At 58.8% G+C, this 24,372-nt stretch carries 12 protein-coding genes; 4 read left to right on the forward strand and 8 right to left on the reverse strand.

Annotated elements, in window-relative coordinates; genetic code table 11:
* Nucleotides 1–214 precede the first annotated feature (214 nt).
* Nucleotides 215–1,072, forward strand: a complete 858-nt coding sequence (locus tag BMZ42_RS14105) for a response regulator transcription factor (RefSeq protein WP_244523266.1) — start codon at nucleotides 215–217, stop codon at nucleotides 1,070–1,072.
* A 50-nt stretch (nucleotides 1,073–1,122) separates the two neighbouring features.
* Here BMZ42_RS14105 and BMZ42_RS14110 read toward each other — a convergent pair whose 3' ends face one another.
* From BMZ42_RS14110 to BMZ42_RS14125, 4 genes are all read right to left on the reverse strand, one after another.
* Nucleotides 1,123–2,271, reverse strand: coding sequence for a glycosyltransferase (locus tag BMZ42_RS14110; protein WP_210185225.1), 1,149 nt, complete (start codon nucleotides 2,269–2,271; stop codon nucleotides 1,123–1,125).
* 133 nt (nucleotides 2,272–2,404) lie between these two features.
* Entirely contained in the window at nucleotides 2,405–3,181 is a 777-nt protein-coding gene (locus BMZ42_RS14115; protein WP_244523267.1) for an SDR family oxidoreductase, read from the reverse strand.
* Between the two features lie 5 nt (nucleotides 3,182–3,186).
* Nucleotides 3,187–4,767 (reverse strand): GMC oxidoreductase, encoded by a 1,581-nt coding sequence (locus BMZ42_RS14120; protein WP_091523635.1) that lies wholly within the window; start codon nucleotides 4,765–4,767, stop codon nucleotides 3,187–3,189.
* Complete coding sequence (locus BMZ42_RS14125; RefSeq protein WP_091523637.1) at nucleotides 4,764–6,827, reverse strand: acyltransferase family protein; 2,064 nt, start codon at nucleotides 6,825–6,827, stop codon at nucleotides 4,764–4,766. Before BMZ42_RS14125 ends, BMZ42_RS14120 begins: the two co-directional genes overlap by 4 nt.
* Nucleotides 6,828–7,172: 345 nt before the next feature.
* On the opposite strand from BMZ42_RS14125, the gene BMZ42_RS14130 reads away from it, so the two are divergent.
* Nucleotides 7,173–8,357 (forward strand): acyltransferase family protein, encoded by a 1,185-nt coding sequence (locus BMZ42_RS14130; protein ID WP_210185226.1) that lies wholly within the window; start codon nucleotides 7,173–7,175, stop codon nucleotides 8,355–8,357.
* Between the two features lie 27 nt (nucleotides 8,358–8,384).
* On the opposite strand, the gene BMZ42_RS14135 is transcribed toward BMZ42_RS14130, so the two are convergent.
* Genes BMZ42_RS14135 through BMZ42_RS14145 form a run of 3 tightly spaced genes read right to left on the reverse strand, consistent with a single transcriptional unit; the run spans nucleotide 8,385 to nucleotide 17,815 of the window.
* The gene (locus BMZ42_RS14135; protein WP_175556731.1) at nucleotides 8,385–9,914 is read right to left on the reverse strand and encodes an O-antigen ligase family protein; all 1,530 of its coding nucleotides are present in this window, start codon (nucleotides 9,912–9,914) and stop codon (nucleotides 8,385–8,387) included.
* Between the two features lie 2 nt (nucleotides 9,915–9,916).
* Nucleotides 9,917–11,338, reverse strand: coding sequence for an oligosaccharide flippase family protein (locus BMZ42_RS14140; protein WP_244523268.1), 1,422 nt, complete (start codon nucleotides 11,336–11,338; stop codon nucleotides 9,917–9,919).
* 24 nt (nucleotides 11,339–11,362) lie between these two features.
* A complete protein-coding gene (locus BMZ42_RS14145; protein ID WP_091523646.1) occupies nucleotides 11,363–17,815 on the reverse strand; it encodes a type I polyketide synthase in 6,453 nt (2,150 codons plus the stop codon).
* A gap of 299 nt (nucleotides 17,816–18,114) precedes the next feature.
* Between BMZ42_RS14145 and BMZ42_RS14150 the strand changes: the two genes are divergently transcribed.
* Together BMZ42_RS14150 and BMZ42_RS18505 are read left to right on the forward strand one after the other, a co-directional pair.
* A complete protein-coding gene (locus BMZ42_RS14150) occupies nucleotides 18,115–22,719 on the forward strand; it encodes a MupA/Atu3671 family FMN-dependent luciferase-like monooxygenase (RefSeq protein ID WP_091523649.1) in 4,605 nt (1,534 codons plus the stop codon).
* A complete protein-coding gene (locus BMZ42_RS18505; protein WP_091523651.1) occupies nucleotides 22,709–23,395 on the forward strand; it encodes a 4'-phosphopantetheinyl transferase family protein in 687 nt (228 codons plus the stop codon). The genes BMZ42_RS14150 and BMZ42_RS18505 overlap by 11 nt, the downstream gene beginning before the upstream one ends.
* On the opposite strand, the gene BMZ42_RS14160 is transcribed toward BMZ42_RS18505, so the two are convergent.
* Nucleotides 23,387–24,187 carry a WecB/TagA/CpsF family glycosyltransferase gene (locus BMZ42_RS14160; RefSeq protein WP_244523270.1) on the reverse strand — a complete coding sequence of 267 codons (801 nt, stop codon included), beginning with the start codon at nucleotides 24,185–24,187 and terminating at the stop codon, nucleotides 23,387–23,389. The genes BMZ42_RS18505 and BMZ42_RS14160 overlap by 9 nt on opposite strands.
* Nucleotides 24,188–24,372 lie beyond the last annotated feature (185 nt).

Here is a 24,372-nt window from a genome sequence, read left to right on the forward strand (position 1 = left end):
GCGTCCCAGAAAACAGTCGTGAGCGATTATTCCTCCTTGCGGAGATTTAATACCTGCCAGCAGACGAGGAACTTTTTATAAGCCGCCGCGTTAATGATCCCTAAACCATAGTATGTAGAGGCAAGACACTAGCTAGCCAAAAGCAACTAAACAAGAGATCAATATTGATATAATTCACAACAATGCACCAAACGCCACCTAGACCTCATGTTTATTGTTACAGATTCTGTCGTGCGGTATACAAAAGAAAGTCATCTTACTGTTAAAAGATGAACAACTAGATAAACGGAGGAAAGGTCAGGCAATGCATACTCCGGAATCCTTCTCAAATGCGAGCACAATACATTCACACTTTGATCCCCAGATGCCACCTTCGCTGCAAGAGCGTGCTGTCAAGGGCCTTCTTATCGTTAACAGCCGACCACTGGAACGAGAGTGTCTGGCACAAGCGCTGACGCGACATCAGCTCAAGCTGGAGATAATCGACGCTCCGTCCGTCGAAGCCTGGCGCGCAATCAAGGACCAGTACCCACCACTTGGGGCTGTTCTGTACAATCTGGGCACAGGCAAGCTTACCGAACCGGAATACATAAACTCCATCCACAAGCTGACGGCCGAACTGGGAAACATTCCGGTCGTTGTGCTTGCAGACACAGATGAGTTTTCTCAGGTTCTGAAGGCTCTGGAACTGGGCGCCAAGGGGTTCATCCCGTCGTCCGTACACATTGGAGTGTGCGCCGAAGCGATCGAGCTTGCGGTTGCGGGAGGCATTTTTGTTCCAGCGACCTGTGTCCTTGCGATCAAGCACCTCATTGAAACCGGTGCAAGCGAGGGCCGGGAACTGTCCGAGATGTTCACACCGCGCCAGGCGGAAGTGGTCAACGCACTGCGGAAGGGCAAGGCAAACAAGATCATCGCCTACGACCTGCAACTGCGTGAAAGCACGGTGAAGGTCCACATCCGCAACATCATGAAAAAGCTGAATGCGACCAATCGGACGGAAGTGGTCTACAAGATCAACTCCTTGTATCCGACCGAAATGACGGGGCGCATGGAGCGCTATATGGCTTGAGTAATCAACCTGACCAGGAGCGCCGCCAAGATTCGTTTCTTCGCTCCTGGTCATGGCGCCAGATGCTCCTTGATCAGCTCGCTGCGGTGCCGGAAGACAAGTTCCTCGTCAAATGGCTTTCCGTCCTGCGTTGCACTCATGATCATTCGCTGCAGCGTTTCCCTGTCCCGATCGAGGGCGGCCAATGCTTTCGCAAGCATTGCGACCTCGCCGCTCGGCACCATCGCTCCCCCACCCGCTGACGCGATCAGATCCCGCGCATATCCAGATTCATACCCGATGATGGGGCACCCAGATACAAGTGCCTCGATGAGGCATCGTGGCGATTCAGGCGTGCGGTGACAAAAGAGAAAAACATGCGCGTCGCGCAGCGCACGCAGTACGACCTCGCGATCTGCGACGTAGCCGGGAGCCGTCACGCGCGCGCCCAGCCCTGCCAGTTCGATCCTGCTGACCAGATCAGCATGCAGCTCGCCATCCCCGAGCCATACCGCGCGGAAATCGACATTCTCACGCGCCAGGAGTTCCAGAGTCTCCACCCAGTCCAGCGGCGCCTTCATCGCATCGGCGCGCCCCACATAGACGATACGTAGCGGACCCTGTCGACAGCCTTGAAGCTTGTGATGAAGCTGCGCCGCGGAAATGTGGTCTGATCGTTTCAGATGAATATCATGCACGATCTGCGGATTGCTGCAGAAGCCCGAATAGGCTTCAAATGTATCACGCCCGTGGAACAATCCTAGCGTCGAGCGCTCAATGACATACCGTTCAAGCCAGGCCATAGGTCTGTGCGTAAGCCGCGCACGAAGCCGGGAGCGAAACCGCCCCTCCCCCGCCGAACGCCTGACCACCTCGGACTCGACCCGATCAGTCCAAACTGCGAAACGCCGCCCCATCCTGTGCGCTTCGAGCGCCGCCACCGCGCCCCAGTCTCCGATCAGCCCCCCGAGCGCGAAGGAAAGGTAGTCAGCTTGCGCGATGAGTTCGCGCATCCTGCGTCTGACAGGAGAGAGCTGCCGTAGGAAAACATCCGGGCGGTAGGCAAATGGTACAGGCTCGACCGAGATGGCAGGCTCGGATGCATCCAACGCCACCATTGCACCGGCAGGACGCGATGTTGCCAGCGGCATGATCGCGACGACACGTTCAAAATTCTTGGCCCATAGGCGCAAGCCATTTGCCGCCTGAGCCTCAACCATCAGTTGCCCGTGTTCCTGCCAGACAGGCACGGGTGCGTAAATCAGTAAGCGCCCCCGATCAGCCGCTCGCGATCGTGGCGCTTTTTGCGTCAGGACATCGGCTGGCCGCGGATGTATCGCGATTGAGCTCATATCATGCCTCAAGACCGAGCCGGCGCAGGGGCGGTCCGCGACGCAGGAGCTTTTCCAGGATTCGACGTTTCAACGAACGCGCTTCGGGCAGTTGCACATTCTGCTCGAAGACCGCCCCGTTGAGCCCCGCATCATTGCTCAAGGCAAGTTCAACACCCCATCGCGCTGCAATAGCCGGGTCAAGCCCGGTGACCAGCCCCATACGCGTCGCGAGAATGCCCGGCATCCACGTCGACACCACAATCCCCGGAAAGCGGTCTCCGAGATCGGCCACCAGCGTGCGCGAAAAGATGCGTAGCGCCCCTTTCGAGACACTGTAAGCACCCGCCATCGGCTGCGGGGCAATGTCGGCAAAGCTGCCAATATTGACGATTCGACCCTCTCCGGTGCGGATCATCGACTGCAGTGCCGCATGCGTGCAATTCACGGCACCGCCCAGATTGATCGACACGCACTCCATGAACTCTCCCGGCTGACTGGCTAGAAAGTCGCGGTGCGGGTGAACGGCCGCGTTGTTGATCAGGATTGTTGGATCACCCATCTGCTGACGAATTGCCGCAAATGTATCAAGCACGGCGCGCGTTTCGCTCACGTCGACGCGAAACGGCACCACCATCGCGCCAACAGCCAGATCGACGGTCCGCTGCAGGTCTGCAGGGTTCCGACTGATCGCCGCAACCGGGATACCGCGAATGGCCAACTCGACGGTCATGGCCCTGCCAAGGCCTGTTCCTGCGCCGGTCACGATTGCCAGCGGTGCGTTCTCTTTTTTCATCATGCGCATCACCGGGCTCCGCCTTTGGCTGCGTCTGCAATGATGTCTCCGACCCGCAGCGCGTTCGCCGCAATCGTCAAACTCGGATTGATCCCAAGCGACGTCGGCATGAACGACGAGTCGGTGACATATAGATTGTCGACCCCATGCACGCGGCAGTTGCGGTCCAGGACGCTCGTTTCAGGGTCGTCGCCGAAGCGAAGCGTGCCACAGCAATGCGCGACATTGAGAGCGGGCTCGAGCGAAAGAAACGCCGTCCGATGCCCCTTGAGCCTTCGACGTACAATCTTGCGGTAAGACCGTCGACGCTGATTGAGTTCCGTCGGCACAGTGTATTCGAACGACAATTTCTCTGGGTCTTCGGGGTCGATGGTCACCCGATTGTGGGGATATGAAAGATCCTCGACGATCCCGGCAAAGATCTTGGCCTTGCCGAATATGCGGGCCGCCGCATAGCCGACAACACGCGTCAGCCCCCGCAGGGGACGAAGGCCACGCAGAACCGAGCGATCGAACACACCATTGAGGTAGTGAACGATCATGCCGTAGGACGCATCCACCCCCATCGCCTGAAGAGCACCAAATCGCGCACCATCTACATAATAAAAATCGCGCAGAGCCAAGGTCTTCGTCGGCCCCGTCGACTTCGACCCCTTGGCCGGCCAGATCGCGATCATCTCTGTCAGATGAAACATCAGATTGCGGCCAACCAGATCGTTGCGATTGCCGAAACCGGATGGCCAGACGTCACTGCGCGATGACAAGAGCAATCGCGGCGACCCGAGGCCGCCTGCTGCAAGAACGTAATTGTGCGCCCGAAGGTTGACGATCCTGCCATCAAGCTGCGCCTCGATATAGGAGACGTGACGCTCATCACCATGGACGGCTACGACACTGCATCGGTCCAGAAGCTCAGCATTTCCGGTTGCGAGAGCCGGTTCGATACCTGCAGTCCTGCCATCCATCTTGCAGCGTTTCGGGCACTTGTGACCGAAGCAATTGAGACAGCCAGGAACGGCACGGATGCCCATATGAACGTGATACGGGTTCAGCTTGTTGCGCCGGAAACTCTCCATCATGCTATCATCGTCCGTCCTGATTGGCGGCGGTGATCGCAATTGCGGATCGGGATCCCGTGACAAAGGGTCCGGCTCACCACAGACGGCGAAAAGACGTTCCGCTTCGCTGAAGTAGGGAAGAAAGTCATTGTAATTCACCGGCCATCCGCCGGTTGGATGAGGACGCGTCGGCGAATGTTCCAGATCATGACGCTCCGGCCTCTCCAAGGTCGCTGCGTAGAAGGCGGAAGTTCCGCCGACGCCCGCGCCGATCGCACCGAAGAATGTAGACCGACGGCCATCGATGGTCGCGACCACAGGCTTTGGCCAGTAGCCGCGCAACAGACGCGCCTCCGGGTCCTGCATCTCCGTATCAAGATATTGCCGCTCACTCGAAAAGCCGTAAGGGCCCTTTTCCACGAACAGCACCGACAGGCCCCGCTCCGCGAGACGTCGGCCAATCGTTCCGCCACCGATACCCGTACCGACGACGATAACATCCCAAATCTTTCTGGTTGGATCAGTTTTCATGGACGCACATGCAGGGCAACGGCCTCGCCGGAACTGGCTGTGACAACAGGAGCAAAAACGCTCCGGATCGCGTTGGCAGCCGTGTTGGTGATATGATTGTTGTCAAAATAGAACGACACACCGTCATGAACGACGGAGCAGACCTTGCCGTCGCAGAAGCGATCAACGAGCGGGAGATATTTTATGCGTTGCTCCGCAGCGAGCTGGCGAAACGGTGCTTCTGCACGTCCACTTCGCGTCTGGAGATCTGCCATCGTCTGCACGAGCGGCATGTTGTCGAGCGTTCTTCCGTGCGCCAGCAATCGCGCCGCTTCACGGGAATCGTAATAGGGAATTTCTGGCGGCTGCTCGACGACATAGACATCGGGAATCGACTTGCGAATCTCATCGATCGTGGCAAGCGTCGCATCGACAAAGATCTGTTCCTGCGAGCGGCCTTCTTCTTGCAACGCACTGATGACAATGCGGTTGCCCTTGTCCAGCCCTGTACCGCCGCCGTTGAAATAGTAAGTCCAGCGCCCGATCAGCAGAACTTTCTCGACAGACACCAACTGCGGTAGTGCCGCACGAATTTGTGCATTTGCGGCCGTGCAGGCACTGTTTTGCGCAGGTGTCGCAGCGTTCTCCTGCTTCTCGACGTCAAACAATGGCGGACAGCCAGCCCGCCAGATCAGAAGACCGGCACTTTGCGCTTCACGCGCGGCGTGGTCGATCCCCTCCTTCATCGCACGGACGTGAGAGTCGCCCCAGACAAGGAAGGTCGGCTCGCCCTGCACGCCCACCGGGCAAATCTCGATCCCTGAAAACGGCCCGTCCGAAGGTATGCGGCATCGGCTCCAGTCCTGAATGAAATCGGACGAAGCCTGGATGTGCATCCGCGTCGCGGTGCCATAGCGGCCCGGCAGACCATCTCCATGGTAGATGAAAAATCCTGCCAGAAACAGCGCCGCCGACGCGAAGCCTGCGCCGGAAACCAATGTCGTCACCGAAAGAAAGCGCGCCTCCCGAACCGGACGTTCGACGAAGCGCCATGACAGGATCGACAGGCCAATCGCGACAGCCAGCCACAACACCATCGAGCTGGGCTGCTCACCATCATGATAGTAGGACGCCAACGTCAGAACAGGCCAGTGCCACAAGTAAAGCGAATAGGAAATCAGCCCCAGCATAACCATCGGACGCCAGGAGAGCACCAAATTGACCGGGTTGCGGTCGTTCATGTTGAGGAGCAGCAGCACTGTTCCAACGGTTGGCAACAAGGCCCATGCGCCGGGAAAATCATGCTCCGGCCGTGTCAGCGCGACGCCAGCCGCAATCAAGACGATACCAAGCCACGATAGCGCTCCGCCATAGGCGCCGGAAAAGCGTCGCTCCGTCCAGGCAATCGCCAACCCGACGCCCAGAAGCAATTCCCACGCGCGGAACGGGAAGAGAAAAAAGGTCGCCGTCGGTGACAGCGGCGTCACCAGGATGCAAGCGACCAAAGAGATGGCCAGTATCGCGGCGAGCACACCGATGAGCATGCGCTTGCTGCGCCGGAACACCAGCAGAAGCACCGGCAGGAAAAGATAGAACTGCTCCTCGACCGCAAGCGACCATGTGTGAAGCAGGATCTTGTTTTCGGAGGCGATGTCGAAATAGCCAGCTTCGCGAAAGAACTGGACGTTCGAGAGATAGACCACCGACGCAATCAGCGACTTTGCATATTCGCGAAACTCGAATGGCAATAAAATGAAATAGGCGGCAACGGTGGTGACCGCAGCCATCACGAAATAAGCCGGAGCGAGCCGACGCAGGCGACGCAAGAGAAAATGTGGCACGTCAATCGTGCCGCGTGAAGTCAGCTCCCGCCACAGAATGCCGCCGATGAGGAAGCCGGAGATAACGAAAAAGATGTCGACGCCGACAAAGCCACCCGGCAACCATGCACGCGAAAAGTGATGCACCACAACGGCAGCGACGGCCACGCCGCGCAACCCGTCGATCTGCGCGATATTCGTGGTCACGCCCCCGGCACTGGCATCTCGTGCCGCATTATAGGTCGCAAACGCGGCGGTCATCGACAGATGGCAGCTTCAACAGCAGGAATGTGTCCGACAGTCTTCATCATACGCTCCTCCGGTCGTCGCCGCTTGAAATGCATCGACCGCAACCGCTTGGGATTGACGGAGGTTATGAACAATACCGATCTTCAATCGAGTCAGTAAAAGATTGCATCAGATAGTACATTTGGATGAACGGCGGCGTAGCTTCGCTCTGCATTACCGATCTCGACATGACTGGACTTGATCCGCACCGGTCTGCAACGCCGAGCGTCTCATCCTTTTTTGGTAAAAGCTCTCGGAACGGATAGCTTGCCCACCGGCCCCCGGCACGCCCAAAATCTGCTTCTCAAAGACCAGCGCATGGCTGATACCGCTTGCGCTCTGGATGTCGGAAGCGACGGCTCGGAGGCAGTGATTGTGAAAGATGAAACCGGTAGCATGCCGGGCGATATCCCGTCCCTGAACGGGATTCGGGCTATCTCTGTCATCATCGTTCTTCTGTCCCACGCAGGCTTCGAACGGATCGTACCGGGTGGCCTCGGCGTCACAATATTTTTCTTCCTCAGCGGCTTCCTGATCACCACATTGCTGCTACGCGAACAGGCTCAGTTTGGCAGTATCAACATCCCTGCCTTCTATCTGCGCCGCTTCTATCGGCTCATCCCGCCACTACTCGTGACCTTGGCGATCGCCTATAGCCTCACCTATGTCGGCATCCTGGCAGGCAACATCACGCCCGAAGGCATTCTCGTGCAACTTTTCTATTTTGCGAACTATTTCGAGATTTTCTTCGACGGTTCAGCAAAAATTCCCGCCGGAACTGGCGTTCTCTGGTCTCTGGCAGTCGAGGAGCACTTCTATATCGTGTTCCCGCTTGTGATGAGCCTGGGCTTCCTGATCGGCCTTTCAAGTCGCAGCAAACTGTTCGTCGCGCTTGCTCTTTGCGGCATCATCCTGCTCTGGCGCATCTTCCTCGTCTATGGGCTGAATGTGCCTGCGTCGCGGACCTATTACGGTTCCGACACCCGTTTTGATTCCATCCTCTACGGGTGCATTCTCGCCTTTGCCGCGGCGACATGGGGCAAGCAGGACGACCGCAATCTCAGTCGTCTGTCATGGCCCGAATGGGTGCTTCTGGCAGCCGGATTGCTGCTCCTGTCCGCCACGTTCATCATCCGCGATCCGCAGTTCCGCGAGACATTTCGCTACTCATTGCAGGGGATCGCCCTGATCCCGATCTTCCATCTCGCCGTCAATCGCCCGCAGAGCTGGCCGTTCCGTTTTCTCGACAACCGGTTTCTCGTGCGGCTGGGAATCTACTCCTATTCCATCTACCTGATCCATCGGGTTTTCATTGTCGCTCTTTTCGACAATGTGGAACTTCTGGCAGCGCATCCGGTGCTTCTGGCGCTGGCTAGCTTTGGGCTCTCGGTGCTTTTCGCGGCATTTGTAGACCGCTATGTCGACAGATACTTCCGTCGGCGACGCGCCCGGATGCGGCGAGCTACCATCGCCCCCACGACAGCACAGACCGTGCCGGGCTGATCTTCAGGTCATATCTGGACAAGGTCGTCAGCGCCGTCCCAAAACCGTCAGTGGTCTGGGCATCATCACAGCTGACGTCGACGTCGGATTTGCCAGTCCCTGCGCGGCCACCCTTGCGACGGCCACACAACAACCCGCCATCGTCCAATACAGGAACGGGATGACCGAGACGCTGCTGACCGTGCCGATAATCAGAAGAATGGCTGCCATTGTGGCAAGCATGGCGCGCGCCACGAGGGTTACATCGTTTCCTTCGTCAGCGTAGCTGAGCTTGACAAGGCCCCATGATGCGACGGCAAAGATCAACACGAAACTGACCAACCCGGTCAAGCCATGCTCCAGTGCAACGGCAGCGTAGCTATTGACCACGTCAATGATGCCCTGCCCCTGATACATCTCCAGCATCTCGGGCTCCGACAGATACAGTGCAGAACCAAACAGCGGATTGCGGCCCACAATGGCAATTGTGGCGTCGATCAGTTGCTGACGATAATCCTCATTCGCGGAATCTACCCCGCCAACAAAAGGCAGCAGACGAATAACGCGCTCACCATAGGACGACATGAGCACAGGAACCATCAAGACTGCGCCAACGACAGAAATCCTGGCAAGCATTCCGATGCCCCTGGGCCGCACCACCGCCAGCACGACGACCAGCAATGCCGCACCCAGCCATGGTCCGCGCGACAGCCCCGCGATCAGCCCCAGAACGATAATTCCGCCGCACGCAAGACGGAGATACCCTTTCGCCATCCGATCATAGATCGCCAGAAAACAACCGATCCCGACAACGCATGCAAAACCGAAAGCGATCGGCTCGACAGCCGTAGCAGCCGCACGCAACATTCCGTCACGGAAAAGATATGTCTGCAACAGCGTGACGCCCCAATGCAGGATTGCGGCATCGTAGAGGCGCCAACCGCGCAACGTCTCGAACATGCCCGCTAAAGCAAACGGGACGCAGGCGAACACAACCGCCGCCATCGCCCATCTCAAGGTCTGCGCGCTGCGGATGCTCCGGCTGAAGACGTAGTAGGGCAAGGTGATATCGAAAATCAGCATCAGACAGGCATGCAGCATATAGGTTGGACTGCCATGACGCAGGGCAAGTACACCGACCAGCAGAATAAACACGACGAACACCTTGTCGGTAGCCGCGCCCGGCATCGTCTCCCGACTTCGCCACAGATTCAGTGCCGCCGGCAGCAGGAAGGCGATGGAGAATATTCTTGGCGGCGACACCTGGATCACCGAATTGATGATGCCAGGAATGCCGATCGTCACGCCTACGGTCGGCGTGGTCAGCAACAGAACGAGGAAAAACAGGAACGGCGCTTTCGAAGCTCGGTGAACATAGATCGAAAGGGCTGCAATTGCCGCTGCATACAGAAAGATGCTGTTGGTCAGGAACAGCGCCGCTGTCGACACGAGCCAACCGTTTCTCCACAACCGTAGCTCTCGCTGCTCCACTACGGGCGCCAAAGCTTTGCCGGCAAGATAAAGGCCGAACAGGCCGAGCCCCAGGACAACGACAAACGCACGATGGGTCTCATTCATCGTCAAAACACCCCCGGCAACCATAGAAGTGCCGCTGACGTAAGCTGACCGATCGCGTAGCCCACCGGCCAGAAGCATAGAACGGCAAGTTCGAACCAGGGTCTGCCCAGACCCTCACGCCATTTAAGAAAGAAGATCACGGGAACGGTCACCACCCCGTGCAGCGCGATGCCCCAGAGGGCTCCGTCAAAGCCCATGATATGGTGTCCCAGAGGGACTGTGATGAAAAGTGCCGCCGCCTTTATGCCGGCAATCAACCCGAGATATTTGGGCTTTCCCAGTGCCAGAAACAGCGCGCTTGTAAGACCGAACCTCGAGAGCAGAAGACCAAAGGAGAGGATCTGGAGAATTCGCCCCGCCTGCTCATATCGCGCATCGTAGAGAACCTGAATAATCGCTTCCCCACCACCGTAAAGAATGCCCCCACAGCCGACATAGATGATGTCGAACGGCAGACGGCTTCTGTAGTAGGCGGCGCGCATCGCCTCGGGTCGCTCATTTGCGATCTTGCTGAACGCCGCTGTTCCGACGGACCAGAACAGCCGCCCTCCTGCTCCATCGATCATTGCGATCAGATTGAAAGCAAGCACGTAGAGCCCCAGAACGACCGGGTCTGTCCAGCCGGCCAGCATGATGCGATCCCCGTTCGCTGCCAGCACCGTGAACAGCGACGAGATGAACATCCAGCGCCCAAAACCGATCAACTCTCGAAAACACGCAGGGTCGAGACGCCAGCGATTGCGCGTACCGGGCAGGTAAAAATGCGTCATCGCGACGTTGACTATTGCACCGGCGAGCGCGGACACAACAAACGACCAGATGGACCCCGTCGCATAGCCGATGATGAACGCCACAATCAGCGCGGCGGCCTGCGAAACCAGCTCGACCATCGCCAGCTGACGCTGATTGAGATGGCGGTCGCTGGTCATCGATTTTGTGGACTGGAAGCCCATGATCACCGCAGACAAGGAGATCACGACAATGATGTAGGGCAGCACCGGATCTGCATAGACCGAGCCGGGTTCAAAGAAGCCGGAGTTGACGGCCCACACGATGGCCAAGGCGCAAAGGCAGCACACGACCCAGATGATGCCGCCGCGGATGATCTGCATCGTCCACGCGGTGTCGAGAAAGTCCCGGTTGTCGCCACGTGGGCTTTGGATCACTGCCTGCCGCAGGCCAACATCGCAGAGCATCGCCGTCACGACCTGCACAACCGTCGCCACGGCCATCACGCCGAACATCTCCGGAGCCAGCAATCTCGTCATCGCGAGGCTGGCGACAAAGCGCAGGCCATAGCCGCTGACATGAGCGGCCATCGACCATCCAACTGCCCGCAGCACCCGCGCGCGCAGGCTGGCGTCCGGCTTTTCCGGTGCTGGCACGCCCCGCAAGACTGCCTTGGGGGTAGGCTTTGTCTCCACGACCATTACCATCGGCAGCGCGCTCTAAGCATGCTCGGGCTGACGTCGATCGACATTGGCCGTCCGCGCTTCAACCCGACCTGCCTCTTGCTTGGCGCGCGCCACAGGAACTCGGCTCAGCACCCGGCGCATATGTCGCGCGAGCGCCCGCACATTGGGTTCGAGCACCATGCTGTCATGATCACCCGGCACCTCAACGACATCCACCTGCGGCACATGAGTTCGCCAGCCATTGTCATCCAGCACGATGTTCCGATTTTCCATCAGTCGTCGTCCGTCAGCCAACCGGTAGCAGATCTGTGGCTTCGGCTTGTAAAGTGTCAGAGCTCCGTCATACGCCGCGACTTCGTAGCGCGCCAAAGCGCGATAGAAAGCCTGCTCGATACGCTCATTGTTGAAGACTTCTTCCGTTCCCTGATGACCAGGTGAAAGTGTACGCATCTTGCGCGCGCGCTCCTCACGCCATTGCGCGCGCGCTTTCAGCCAGCGCTGCAAATAGCCCAGCCCGTAGCGGCGCAGATCCTGCATTTTCATTGATGCCTTGTCGAGCACGCTGAGCGGTGGCTGGGTCGGCTGCGGCGTGTCCAGCATCACCAGTTGCGCCACCTGTTCACCGCGCTGGCGAAGCTGCCGCGCAATCTCCAGTGCAGTTATCCCGCCACCAGAATAGCCAGCCAGCAAATAAGGTCCCGTTGGCTGCACCGACACGATCTCCTGCAGATAGTCGCGCGCCATGTCCTCAAACCGCTCGTGAGGCTCCATCTCCCCATACAGACCACGAGCCTGAAGGCCATAGACTGGACGATCCACGCCGAGCTGCATTGCCAGATAGCGCAGGTTAAGAATGTTGCCGAACATGCCGGCACAAACGAACACCGGCGTCGCCGTCGTAACAGCCCCCGCATGCATGAGCGTCACATGAAGCAGTGGGTTTGCCTGGTCCCCGGCATCTTCGGACACTGGCTCATTCGTGGCAGTCTTTGTCTGCGCGGCGATCAATTCAGCACATTCGGCAATCGTTGGTGCCGAAAACAGGGTCGAGATTGGCAGATCGACGCCATATTCCTTCCTGATGGTCCGAAAAAGCCGCACGGCAATCAGCGAATGCCCACCAAGATCAAAGAAATTGTCGTGAATACCGATGTTGCCCGTCCCCAGAAGGTCGCGCCAATAGCCACACAGGCTCGCCTCGATCGGATTGCGGGCTTCTGCCACGCCCGCATCGTCTGAGTGCGGCGAAGCGCTTACAGACGGTTGTTCTGTTGCGACAGCAGCGCGAGCCATAAGCGCCGTAAGGTCAATGGAACTGATGATCGGCTCGACAACATCCGTCCCAAGAGCGCGGATCATCATTTCAAATCCTTCATCAGGAAGGATCCCCTGGCGCACTTGCGCCGCGAGTTTGGGCGAGCCCGACTGCAAGCTCGCAGATCCGACATGCCCCTGCCCTGCTTCCGGCAAAAGGAAATCGGTATCCGCCTCCAGGCGACGCATCAAAAAGCGCTTGGCCTCAAACACGGTCTTTCCGGTAACATCGAAAATCGAAACATCAAAGGCAGCGTAGTCCGCGCCATAATCGGTGGCTGGCACGCTCACAACATGGCTGATGATGCGCGCGGGCAGTGGCCCCCACAGACGCACCGCGCCATAAGAAGCAGGCACCCAAAGCACATCTGAATCGCGAAAACCTGCCACGAGCTCCATGGCAAAACCAGTCGCTATGTCCAGCAACGCAGGATGAACCCGCACGCCATTCTCAAGATCCGCATGGTGTTCGGGGCGCAATGCCAGCTCGGCCACTGCTTCGGTTTTGCCCATGCGCTCGGACTGAAGCACCCGCCAGCGTGGGCCAAAGCAGATATGATTTTCCTGCGGGGTGACAAGGGTTTCACCCGCGCTGGCACGCCGAACTTTTTCAAAACGCGCCATCAGGGATTGGAGATCGACGTTGCCCGCCGGCAACGCATCGGCGACCTTCAAAATGGCTTCGGCATGCCTGACAAAGCTTTCGCCTTGACGCCCTGCCGAAAGCGTCACCCGCCACCCATCTTCGCAAGCCTCCAGAGCGGTCCGCAAAGTCTTGGTTTCATCATCCGGCACCAGCAGCGGACGCAGCATGACCAGCTCTGAGATCTCAAGACGATCCGGCAGGCCATGCTCGCGAGCAGCCTGCGCGATCAGCTCGAAATAGGCAGTGCCCGGCAGCACCGCTTCACCCGACTTCAACCGATGTTCGTCGAGCATCCAATGAGTCGACGGCGAAACATCGGCAGCAAGGCAATGCCGGCCCGCCTCATCAATTTCCCAGCGCTCGTAGAAGGGGCCGGCCGCAGGCTCGTCAATAGTTGCTGCGTTTTCAACGGAAATACCTGTTGCCCGCGCTGCCAGGCCGACCTCGTTCCAGATACCCCAATGAAGCGAAATCGTTCGACGGTCGGAGCGCCACGCAACGCTGTTTGCATACGCATCCAGATATGCGTTGGCTGCAACATAATCGACCTGTCCGGCTGGCGCCGTCACCGTGCTTGTCGAGGAAAACAGCATCAGGAAATCGACGTCGATGTCGTGCAGCACTTCGTCGAGAACCGCCGTGCCGAGCATTTTGGGCGCCAGCACGTTCTCGATACTATCGATCGTCTTTTCCGAAATGAGCCCGTCATCAACGATACCTGCGGCATGAAACACACCATCGATCCGGCCAAACCGCTCTGTGGCTTTTGAAAGTGCTTCGCGCATGGACACCGCGTCCGTGACGTCAGCGCTGCAATAAAGCACTTCGCCACCGCTGCTCTCGATGGACGCAATCGCATCCAGCCCCTTCGAAATCCCATTCGTCCGGTGCTGCCTGCGGTAGGCTTTCCAATCGCTTCGTGGTGGCAGATCGGCGCGTCCGACCAGAACAATGCGCGCCTGATAGTGCTGGGCCAGTCTGCGCGCCAGCGCGGTTGCCAGATCTCCCAACCCACCGGTGAAGAGATACACACCGCCCTTCCTGAGGGGAGCCTGCGTCGCCAGCTCTGCATCGAGGGCAACGCGCGAATAGAAACGGGTCCACCTCTTGCCCCGACGGTGCGCAACAACTTCCGATTGCGGCGCGGCGAGCAGATCCTCCCACAGGAGGTCGGACTGATCGCTCAAAGATACATTTTCCGGCCTTGGTCTGGCAAAAAGCCGACGCTGGACCGGGATGGCCGTTGGGCCGGATTCCAGGTCCACCAGCCGAATTGTGACGTCGGGAAATTCCCTCGGAATGACAAGGCCCGGCCCGAATATGGTTGCCTGATCCGGATGAACAACGGCCTCATCGGCAACGCGGTGGACAGAACGGGTGAGGATGTTGATATGGACGCCCGCCGCCAAGGAGAGATCGCCCAGTGCCTTGGCGAGATTGAGCAGACTGTAAAAGCCTTTGTCCTGAATGCCGTGGAATGTGTTCAGCCCGGCACGCGCGGCCGACCCGAGTAGCCAGCCATGAACGATACGTGTTGGCAGCAGTCCATCGGCTTCAAGATTTTGAAACAGAGACGTATAACCCGACAATCCAAGTTCCGGGCATAGGACGTGTTCGGTTTCGGATTTGCGCGCATAGGCATCGCCAATCGTCACGCTCACCACCCGATGACCCAGCCCACGCAAGCGTTTCGCAACCGTCTCGGTCTCCTCTCCACTGGTGAAAATCAACCACGTCTGCGCTACCGCTTCAGCTCCTGATTCATAATCAGGTGCTGATCGCTTCCAGACCGGCCGCCAACCCCAGCGTGCAAGATCCGGTTCCTTGACGATTGGCTGGTCGGCGGCCTGTGCGCCCGAGGGCTCCTGCGCCTCAATGAAGTAACGACGATGTTGGAATGGATAGGGTGGCAGCTGGACATGCCGCCTCGGACCATCACTTCCACACAGAACATCCGTTTCGACAGCCAGTCCGGCTACACGCGCCCGCGCCATTGCGCCCAGCAGATAGAGCGCATCATCACAGACCTCGTCGGCATGCGGCAGACTGTTAATGACCTGATCCGGCTTGACCGTCCCTTGCGCCTTGGTCAGCGTCGACAGGGTCTTGCCCGGACCAACCTCGATATAGACCCGATGCGGATCCTGCGTCAGACGCGCCATCCCTTTTGCGAATTCGACCGTGGATCGCAGGTGACGAACCCAATACATCGGATCCATCGCCTGTGAATCCGTGAGCTGCTCGCCGGTCACATTGGAAATGATCGGGATCTGTGGCGCTCGCAGAACCAGTCCGCGCAGGAAGCTCTCCCAGCGTGGCAGGATCGGCTCCAGCATGCGCGAATGCGCGGCAATATCGATGGGAATGCGCACGCAATTGATGTCTCGGTCTGCAAGCGAGTCGGCGAAAGCGGCTAGGTCCGCGTTCCTGCCGGAAACGACAGCGAGCCCCGGTGCGTTGACCGATGCAAGATCCAGAGCGTCCGGCAACATCGCACGCAGCGAAATCTCATCCATCGGCACACTCAGCATGCCGCCAGCTGCCACGCCATCGAACAGCTCGCCACGAAGACGCACAAGCCGCACTGCGTCGGAGAATGCAATCACCCCGGCAATGCAAGCCGCAGCATTTTCGCCCATCGAGTGACCAATGAGCGCCTCAGGCGTGACGCCTGCGCGTATCCACATGTGGGCAATGGCAACCTCGACAATCAGGATTGCAGGCAATTGCACCGACGGAAGCAACAACGGATCCTTGTCCGAAGACGTCACGTCAGCAAACCACGCTGCCCGGATTTCTTCGTTCACCTCCGGAGCCAGCACAGACAAGCCCTCATCTACGGTAGCCCGGAACACGGGATCGCTGCGGTAGAGGCTGGCCGCCATGCCCCGATACTGCGCACCGCCACCTGGAAACAGGAATACAGCACCCGATGCAGCATCAAGCCTGGCTTGAGAGCGCCAGCGTGCCGGATCAGCCAGCGCTTCCACCGCGTCTTCATGATCTCTCACCGGCACGATGCGACTGTGCTCGAAACGCTTGCGGCGGGTCAAAAGCGTATGCGACACGTCGCCAATGCTCGCGCCGCGATTGCCCGCAAGCCAACGCGCAAGGTGTTGCGCGGCATCATCCAGCGCCGCCGGAGACCGTCCTGACAGGACAAGCGCGGCCGCTCCGTCAGCGCTCTGTTTCTTTCGCGCGACATAAGGCGCCTGCTCGAGAATGGCATGAGCATTGGTGCCGCCAACGCCAAGCGAATTGACCGCAGCGCGCCGCGCCCCCACAGTTTCGGGCCATGCCGCCAATGTCGAATTGACGAGGAACGGGCTTGTCGCAAAATCGATCGCGGGGTTCGGACGCTCAAAACCCAATGTCGGCGGAATCTCGCCATGCTTGAGCGCGAGCACCGTCTTGATGACACCGACCACGCCGGCGGCCGTATCCAGATGGCCAATGTTGGATTTCACCGAGCCGACATGACAATAGCCAACCTTGTCGGTCGACTGGCGATAGGCCTGCGTCAACGCGTCGATTTCAATGGGGTCGCCAAGTGCAGTGCCGGTGCCGTGGCACTCGACATACTGGATCGTTTGTGGATCGACACCTGCGATCGCCATCGCTTCGACGATCACGGCAGCCTGACCGCTGGCGCTGGGCGCGAGATAGCCCGCCTTGCTGCTGCCGTCATTGTTGATGGCGGTCGCCTTGATGACCCCATGGATGGCGTCTCCATCAGCCAGCGCGTCGGAAAGGCGTCGCAGCACCACAACACCAACACCACTGCCAAAAACGGTGCCGGCCGCGCGATGGTCAAACGGGCGACAATGCCCGTCGGGAGATAGAACTTCACCCTCCTGGTACTGATAGCCGCGGCGTGCTGGCAATTCGATCGTCACGCCGCCCGCAAGTGCGGCATCACACTCCCCGTTGAGAAGGCTCTGGCAAGCGTAGTGGATGGCCACCAGCGATGTCGAGCAGGCCGTCTGAACGCTCACGCTTGGACCGCGCAGATCAAACGCGAAAGACGCACGGGTCGCCAGAAAATCCTTGTCGTTACCGGTATGTCGCAGCAAGAACATGCCGGTCTGGTCAACCAGCGACTTGTTGCTGCAGACATTGAAATAGAAATAGCTGCCCATTCCACAGCCGGCGAAAACGCCGACAGGACCGGACGAGGCGTCCGGCATATGCCCTGCATCCTCCAGGGCTTCCCATGCGCATTCGAGAAATTGTCGGTGCTGCGGATCCATCACCGCAGCCTCCTTGGCACTCATGCCAAAAAACTGCGCATCGAACATTTTCATGTCCGGCATGTCAGCGGCGAACGGAACAAAGTTTTGATCGTGAATCGCCTCGTTGGACGCGCCCGCCTCCAGCAATTCCTCGGTACTCAACCTGCGGATCGACTCCGTGCCGCCACGCAAATTTTTCCAGAATTCGTCCACATTGCGCGCGCCGGGAACACGCAGCGCCATGCCGACAATGGCGATATCATTTGTATTATATCCGTCAGAATTGTTCAGCATTTGATGCAGCCGCAAGACCTTCAAGTATAAATGTGAGCCCCAAATCCGTTGCACTATCTCAACGGCCAGACGTCATGACCGTCTCAATCTTGCATTATTTGCGTCGTTCGGCCTTTCAGCCGCTGCTACGTCTTTGGGTGTGGGTAAGTGCGTCTCGATAGCCGAATTGATGAGAGCCGACGCGCGCGCGTCGCAATGCGCGCTCTGCCTCCCCCAAAGTATAACTCTCGCGTGATTGACCGCGCGCTGTGCCTGAAGGTTCAGTCGTCAGCGACAAAAGCAAAACGGTGCAGGGTTTCATGGCAACTTTCAAATGCCTGCTGGTGGGCGAAAATTCTCTTCTGATCCAATGCGCAGATATTCTCATCCGGAACGGCTGCACGATCGCGGGCATCGCGACTGAAAACGCCAGCATTGAAGATTGGGCGATCGAGCGGCAGATCCCGCTGGTCAGCACCAGCAACGGGATCGACAGCCAGTTGCTGGCCTTCGACTATGACTGGCTGTTCAGTATCGCCAATCTTCGCATCATCCCTGAAGCAGCGTGGCAGCAGGCCCGCTTCGGCGCCATCAATTTCCATGACGGTCCGCTCCCCCAGGCTGCGGGCCTGAACACACCCAGCTGGGCTCTGATCGAAGGACACGAAAGCCATGGAGTGACCTGGCATGCGTTGACCAGGGGTATCGACGAGGGCGACATTCATGTCGCCGAAACCTTCGCCATCAGCCCCGACGACACCAGCCTGACGTTGAACACACGCTGCTACGAAGCAGGGATCGAAAGCTTCGGCAGGCTGGTCCGCGATCTGACTGCAGGCACCTTGCAGCGCGTTCCACAAGACCTGTCTCAGCGCCGCTACTACGCCAAGCAGCGCAGGCCCGAGGGGGCTGGAACCCTTCGTTTCGATCGCAGCGCCGCCGAACTGTCATCTCTCTTCCGAGGTCTCACTTTTGGATCCGGCTACCAAAATCCGCTTGCGCTCCCCAAGATCGTGACACCACGTGGCGTGTTTCTGGTTCAAGATCTCAAAATAGGGGAGCAGAGACACAGCGTGCCGGGAACGGTTGTCTCGGTGGATGGCGAGCATGTCGTGATCGCCACTGCCGACCGATGCATTCGTGTCGTGGCATCCACATCGCCCGAGCAACTACAGCTTTCTTCGGTAGTCGCTGAGGGAGACCAGCTGCCACTCTTGAGCCAAGCTTCCGTCGACAGTCTGAACAAGGCGCTCGCCCATGTGAGCGCACATGAAGAGTTGATCGCCCGCCGGCTTGCCAATCTCGAAGACCTCAACCTTGCTGCGGTCCTGCCCCTGCCCAGCGGCAACACCAGAAGCATTCCGCTTGATCTTCCGCGCGCCAACTCAGCTAACGAAACAGCAGCGCTCATTCTTGCCTATCTTGCAAGACAAAGTGGCAAGCTCGACTTCCACATTGCCTACAGCTCCGACGCCACATCCGCGTTCAACGCAGCGCATCCGGGCTATTTCGCAACTTCATTCCCGCTCCATATCCGGGCAAAAGCGGAAGCAACAACACGCGATTTCCTGGATGCCGCGTGCCAAGCTATGGCCAAAGCAGAACAGCAGCTTTCATATGCTGCTGACCTGGTGGACCGCACACCGGGTCTTGCCCATCCGGGACTCTCCATCGGGCTCGTCCGCACAGCTAAGTTGGACGCGACAAAACACATCGACGGTTGCGCCATCACATTCGTGGTCGCCGAAAATGGCTGCCTCTTGATCCATGACGAAAACCGCATTGCTGCCGATTCGGTCGCAACGATGATCCGTCGACTGGCGATTTCTTTCGAAGGCCTCGACGAGGCCACGCCCTTCCCGTCGCTTCCAATAATCAGCGATACAGAGCGGCAAAGCCTGCTCTACGGCCTGAACCAGACGGCCACTTCCTACGAGCGCACAGCCTCGATACACGAGTTGATGGCACGCCAGGCGGCAGCAACACCGCAAGCGGTGGCGATTGCCTATCGCGGGCACTCGATCACTTATCACGAGCTGGAGCAGCGCGCGGCGCATCTAGCGGCGCATCTTGGCAGGCATGTCCAAGGCCCTGATACGATTATCGGACTTCATCTGCCGCGTGGGATCGAGATGATTGTCGGCGCCTATGCGATTCTCAAGGCTGGCGCGGCATATCTGCCGCTCGATCCCGCATTTCCTGCAAACCGTCTCGATCAGATGATCTCAGACAGCGAAACGAAACTGGTCCTGAGCACCGATGCCTTGTCAGGCAGGCTCGCCCATGAGGCCGCGCAAAGGCTACTCATTGAAGAGCTGCTCGGGCAGCCCGCACCACAGGTCAACCCGCACCGCTCCAATCCCGAAGACCTTGCCTATGTCATCTATACTTCGGGCTCGACCGGCCGTCCGAAGGGTGTGATGATCGAGCACCGCAACGTCCTGAACTTCTTTGCCGGAATGGACGAAAGGATCCCCCGTAGTCGCGACAAGCAAGATGTCTGGCTGGCAGTCACCAGCCTTTCATTCGACATTTCGGTGCTTGAAATCTTCTGGACATTGGCCCGTGGTTTCAAGGTCGTTATCCACTCCAGCGAACTCGATCAGGTGAAGTCAGGTCAGTCCCCCGCGTCAGCGAGCAATGAAGCGATGGACTTCTCATTGTTCTACTGGGGCAATGATGACGGCGTGGGCCCACAGAAATATCAGACATTGCTGGAAGGTGCCCGTTTTGCAGACGAGCACGGCTTTACCGCGATATGGACACCGGAGAGACATTTCCACGCGTTCGGAGGGCCTTATCCGAACCCCGCCGTAACGGGCGCCGCAGTCGCAGCGATCACACGCAATCTCGCTATTCGGGCCGGAAGCTGCGTTCTGCCGCTTCACCATCCTGCGCGCGTCGCAGAAGAATGGGCTGTTGTCGACAATCTTTGCGGCGGGCGGGTTGGACTTGCCTTCGCGTCCGGCTGGATGCCGGAAGACTTCGTTCTGCGGCCGGAGAACGCGCCCCCTCACAACAAGACCGCGTTGCTGCGCGACATGGAGACGGTGAGGAAACTGTGGCGCGGTGAAAGCGTCGAGTTTGGCTTCGGCACCGGCAATGTCGGCGTGGTGACCCAGCCGCGTCCGATGAGCAAGGAACTTCCCGTGTGGCTGACGACCGCCGGCAATCCTGAAACCTATCGCGACGCTGCACGCGCTGGCGCCAATGTTCTGACCCACTTGCTTGGACAGTCCATCGAGGAACTGGCCGACAAGATCGCGCTTTATCGCAGGACACTGGTCGAAGAAGGACGCAACCCGGCCGACTACAAGGTGACGCTGATGTTGCACACCATGGTCGGCGATGACCGGGAAGTGGTGCGGGACCAGGCGCGCGAGCCGATGAAGGACTATCTGCGCAGCGCGGCGGCGCTGGTCAAGCAATATGCCTGGGCCTTCCCTGCGTTCAAAAAACCGGCAGGGGTCACAAATCCGATGCAGGTAGACCTCCAGAGCCTTGCTCCGGAAGAATTGGACGCGATCCTGGAATTCGCCTTCACCCGCTATTTCGAGGACAGCGGTCTGTTCGGAACCGTCGAGGATGCAATCGCGCGCGCTCGACAGGTCCAGGCCATCGGCGTCGATGAGATTGCCTGCCTGATCGACTTCGGGCTTGCCTCCACGATGGTGCTGGATGCGCTGGTGCCACTTGCAAGCGTGGTTGCGGCGATGCGTGCCCCAGCGACAGCTGAAAGTCTTCCCACGGGTCTGGCAGCCGACATTCGCCGCGAAGGCGTCACCCATCTGCAATGCACCCCATCCATGGCAAGCATGTTCCTCAACGACCCGGCAGACCGCACGGCCATGGCCAGCCTGAAGCATCTCTTCATTGGCGGCGAACCTTTGAGACGAACCCTCGTCGAGGAACTGCGACAGGCGAGTGCTGCGACGCTTGAGAACATGTATGGGCCGACCGAGACGACGATCTGGTCGTCCACCAAGACAGTCGACACTGATGAAGAAGTCGTGTCGCTTGGAACGCCAATTGCCAACACGTGTCTTTATGTGCTCGACCGCTGGCTGCAGCCAGTTCCGCCCGGTGAAGCAGGTGAGCTCTATATTGGTGGCGATGGCGTGGCACGCGGCTATCTCAACCGGGAAGACCTGACCAATCAACGCTTCATTCCCAATCCCTTTGCCGAAGGCCGCATCTATGCGACCGGAGATCTGGTGCGCTATCGTGCCGATGAAAGTCTTGAGTTCGTCGGGCGAGTTGACAATCAGGTCAAGATCCGCGGCAATCGCATCGAGCTCGGCGAGATCGAAACACGGCTGGGGGAACTGCCTGGCGTCCGTGAGGTGATCGTAACGGTGCGCGAGGATCATCCAGGCGACAAACGCATCGTGGCGTATCTTCGCGGAACCGCACACACTCCGATCGAAGCAGTGCGCGAGCATCTTGCCAAAGACCTGCCGGAATACATGATCCCTGCGCATGTCGTCACGCTGGCCTCCTTCCCGCTCACTCCGAATGCCAAGGTAGATCGCGCAAAACTGCCGAAACCAGTTGTCGCCGTCGCTGCGCCTGCAGATAAAGCCGACGACGCTCCGCCGAGTTCCGAGCATCAGCGCAAGATCGCGGACGCGTTCAAACGGGTGCTCAACATCCCTGCGGTTGGCTTACACGAGAACTTCTTTGCCCTTGGCGGCCATTCCTTGCTGGCGGTGCAGATGCACCGGGATCTGAAAGCCACGATTGCACCGCAACTGACCATTACCGACATCTTCCGCTTCCCGACGGTAGCAGGCCTCGCAGAGCACGTTTCGGGGAAGAGCAACCCGTCAGCTCAATTGGACAGGGTTGCAGAACGCGCCGCCTTGCGCCGCGCAGCGATGGAAGCGCGACGACCTGTTATGGCCAGCGGTGGACATGGGCGCTGAATTGCAGGAGCCTGAGTTGACGAGCTCATGCCAGTCCCCCGAAAGGGGACTGGCGATACGCGTCGCATCGATTGCAAGCGGAAATCCTGATTTGCTGCACTCGTCTGAAAGAGCGTCACTCTCGGCCGGTGCAGTCGCGTCACGTCAGCGCGAATTTGCGGCCGGTCGCCTATGCGCGGCTCAAGCCATGCGTGACCTCGGCCTCGAGGCGCATCCAGTCATGATCTCAGCCGACCGGTCCCCGATCTGGCCGGCGGAAGTTGTTGGTTCAATAACGCATAGCTCAAAGCTTGCCGCCGCCGCCGTGTCGAGCAAGGGGCACGGCATCCGCGCGATCGGGTTTGACATCGAAGAACTGACACCGCTTGCGGACGAGCTCATCGAAGAAATCTGTCTGGAAAGCGAACGCTTGTGGCTGCAATCCCAGCCTGCGGCAACGCGCGGCCTCCTTGCCAAGGCAATTTTCAGCATCAAGGAAGCGGTCTACAAATGTCAGTTCCCGCTCACGCTTGAAATGTTCGGCTTCGAACGCGTGAGGGTCGAACCAGATCTGCGGCGCAACAGTTTTACGGCACATTTCACCGAGAAAGTTGGAGCGTTCTGCCCGGAAGCCCCCCTGTTCGGCAAAATCTGGATCGCCGAGCAACACATATTCTCTCTTCTGGTCCTACGCTGAGTGTCCCGCCTTGTCCCGCTCGGACATTTCTTGCAGGAACAACCCCATCAGCGGCATTGCACCGTAGACATAGCGGCGCCACAGCCGCTTCGGATCACCGGCCATGCGATGCAGCCACTCCAGGCTCATCTGCTGCATCCACAGCGGCGCGCGTTTCTTGTTGCCAACCAGAAACTCCAGCGCAGCGCCGATGCACAGGCCGATTCCCACGGCGATGCCACGTCGCGCCAACAGCCACGCGATCTTCTCTGACTGAGGCGATCCCACTGCAATGAAAACGAAGCGGCCCCGCTCGCGTTCGACGAAATGTACGCAGTGCTCGATCGCGGCGCGATTGTTGAGCAGACCGGCAGGGGGCACATGAGCGCGAATGTCGAGATCAGGGTAAGCAGCTTGAATGTCTGTCGCGATTGCCTGTGTCGCGACAATCATGACGATGCGATCACCCGGACGGATCACTGTGTCGAAAAGCCTGTTTGTCAGGTCCGAGCCGGTGACATGTGTAAGGTTGCGTGCTCGTGTCCGTGCAAACAGATGGATCGGCTTGCTGTCGCAAAGGGTCAGCCATGCCTGCTCGTAAAATGGCATAAGTTCCGGCTGTCGGTTGAGACGAACGACATGGTCGGCGTTTGGCGTGACGATATAGCGGAAAGGCAGATCCCGATGTGACCGGCCCACAAGCTGCAAAACTGCGCTTTGCTCCAGCGGATCAAAAGGCACATGCAGGAAGCGCTGGCGCTCGACCTTCAAACCATCCGCCGGCGCGGGTTCGAACATCTCTACATTTGCCATCACGGCGTCTCCTGCAACCTTCTCGCCTGCACTGAAAAGTGCTGCGACAACTTCTGTTGGCGTTGCAGTTATTAGCTGGCGCGAGCGCGCTCCTCTCAAGCCAGCCAATGCCATCACAAAGGTGTAGCGAGAAGAAAACTCCACCCCCGAATGGCGCAGAATCCCTCGGGCGGTTCGACCGTATT

The organism is Aquamicrobium aerolatum DSM 21857 (assembly GCF_900113935.1).
Taxonomy (GTDB): Bacteria; Pseudomonadota; Alphaproteobacteria; order Rhizobiales; family Rhizobiaceae; genus Aerobium; species Aerobium aerolatum.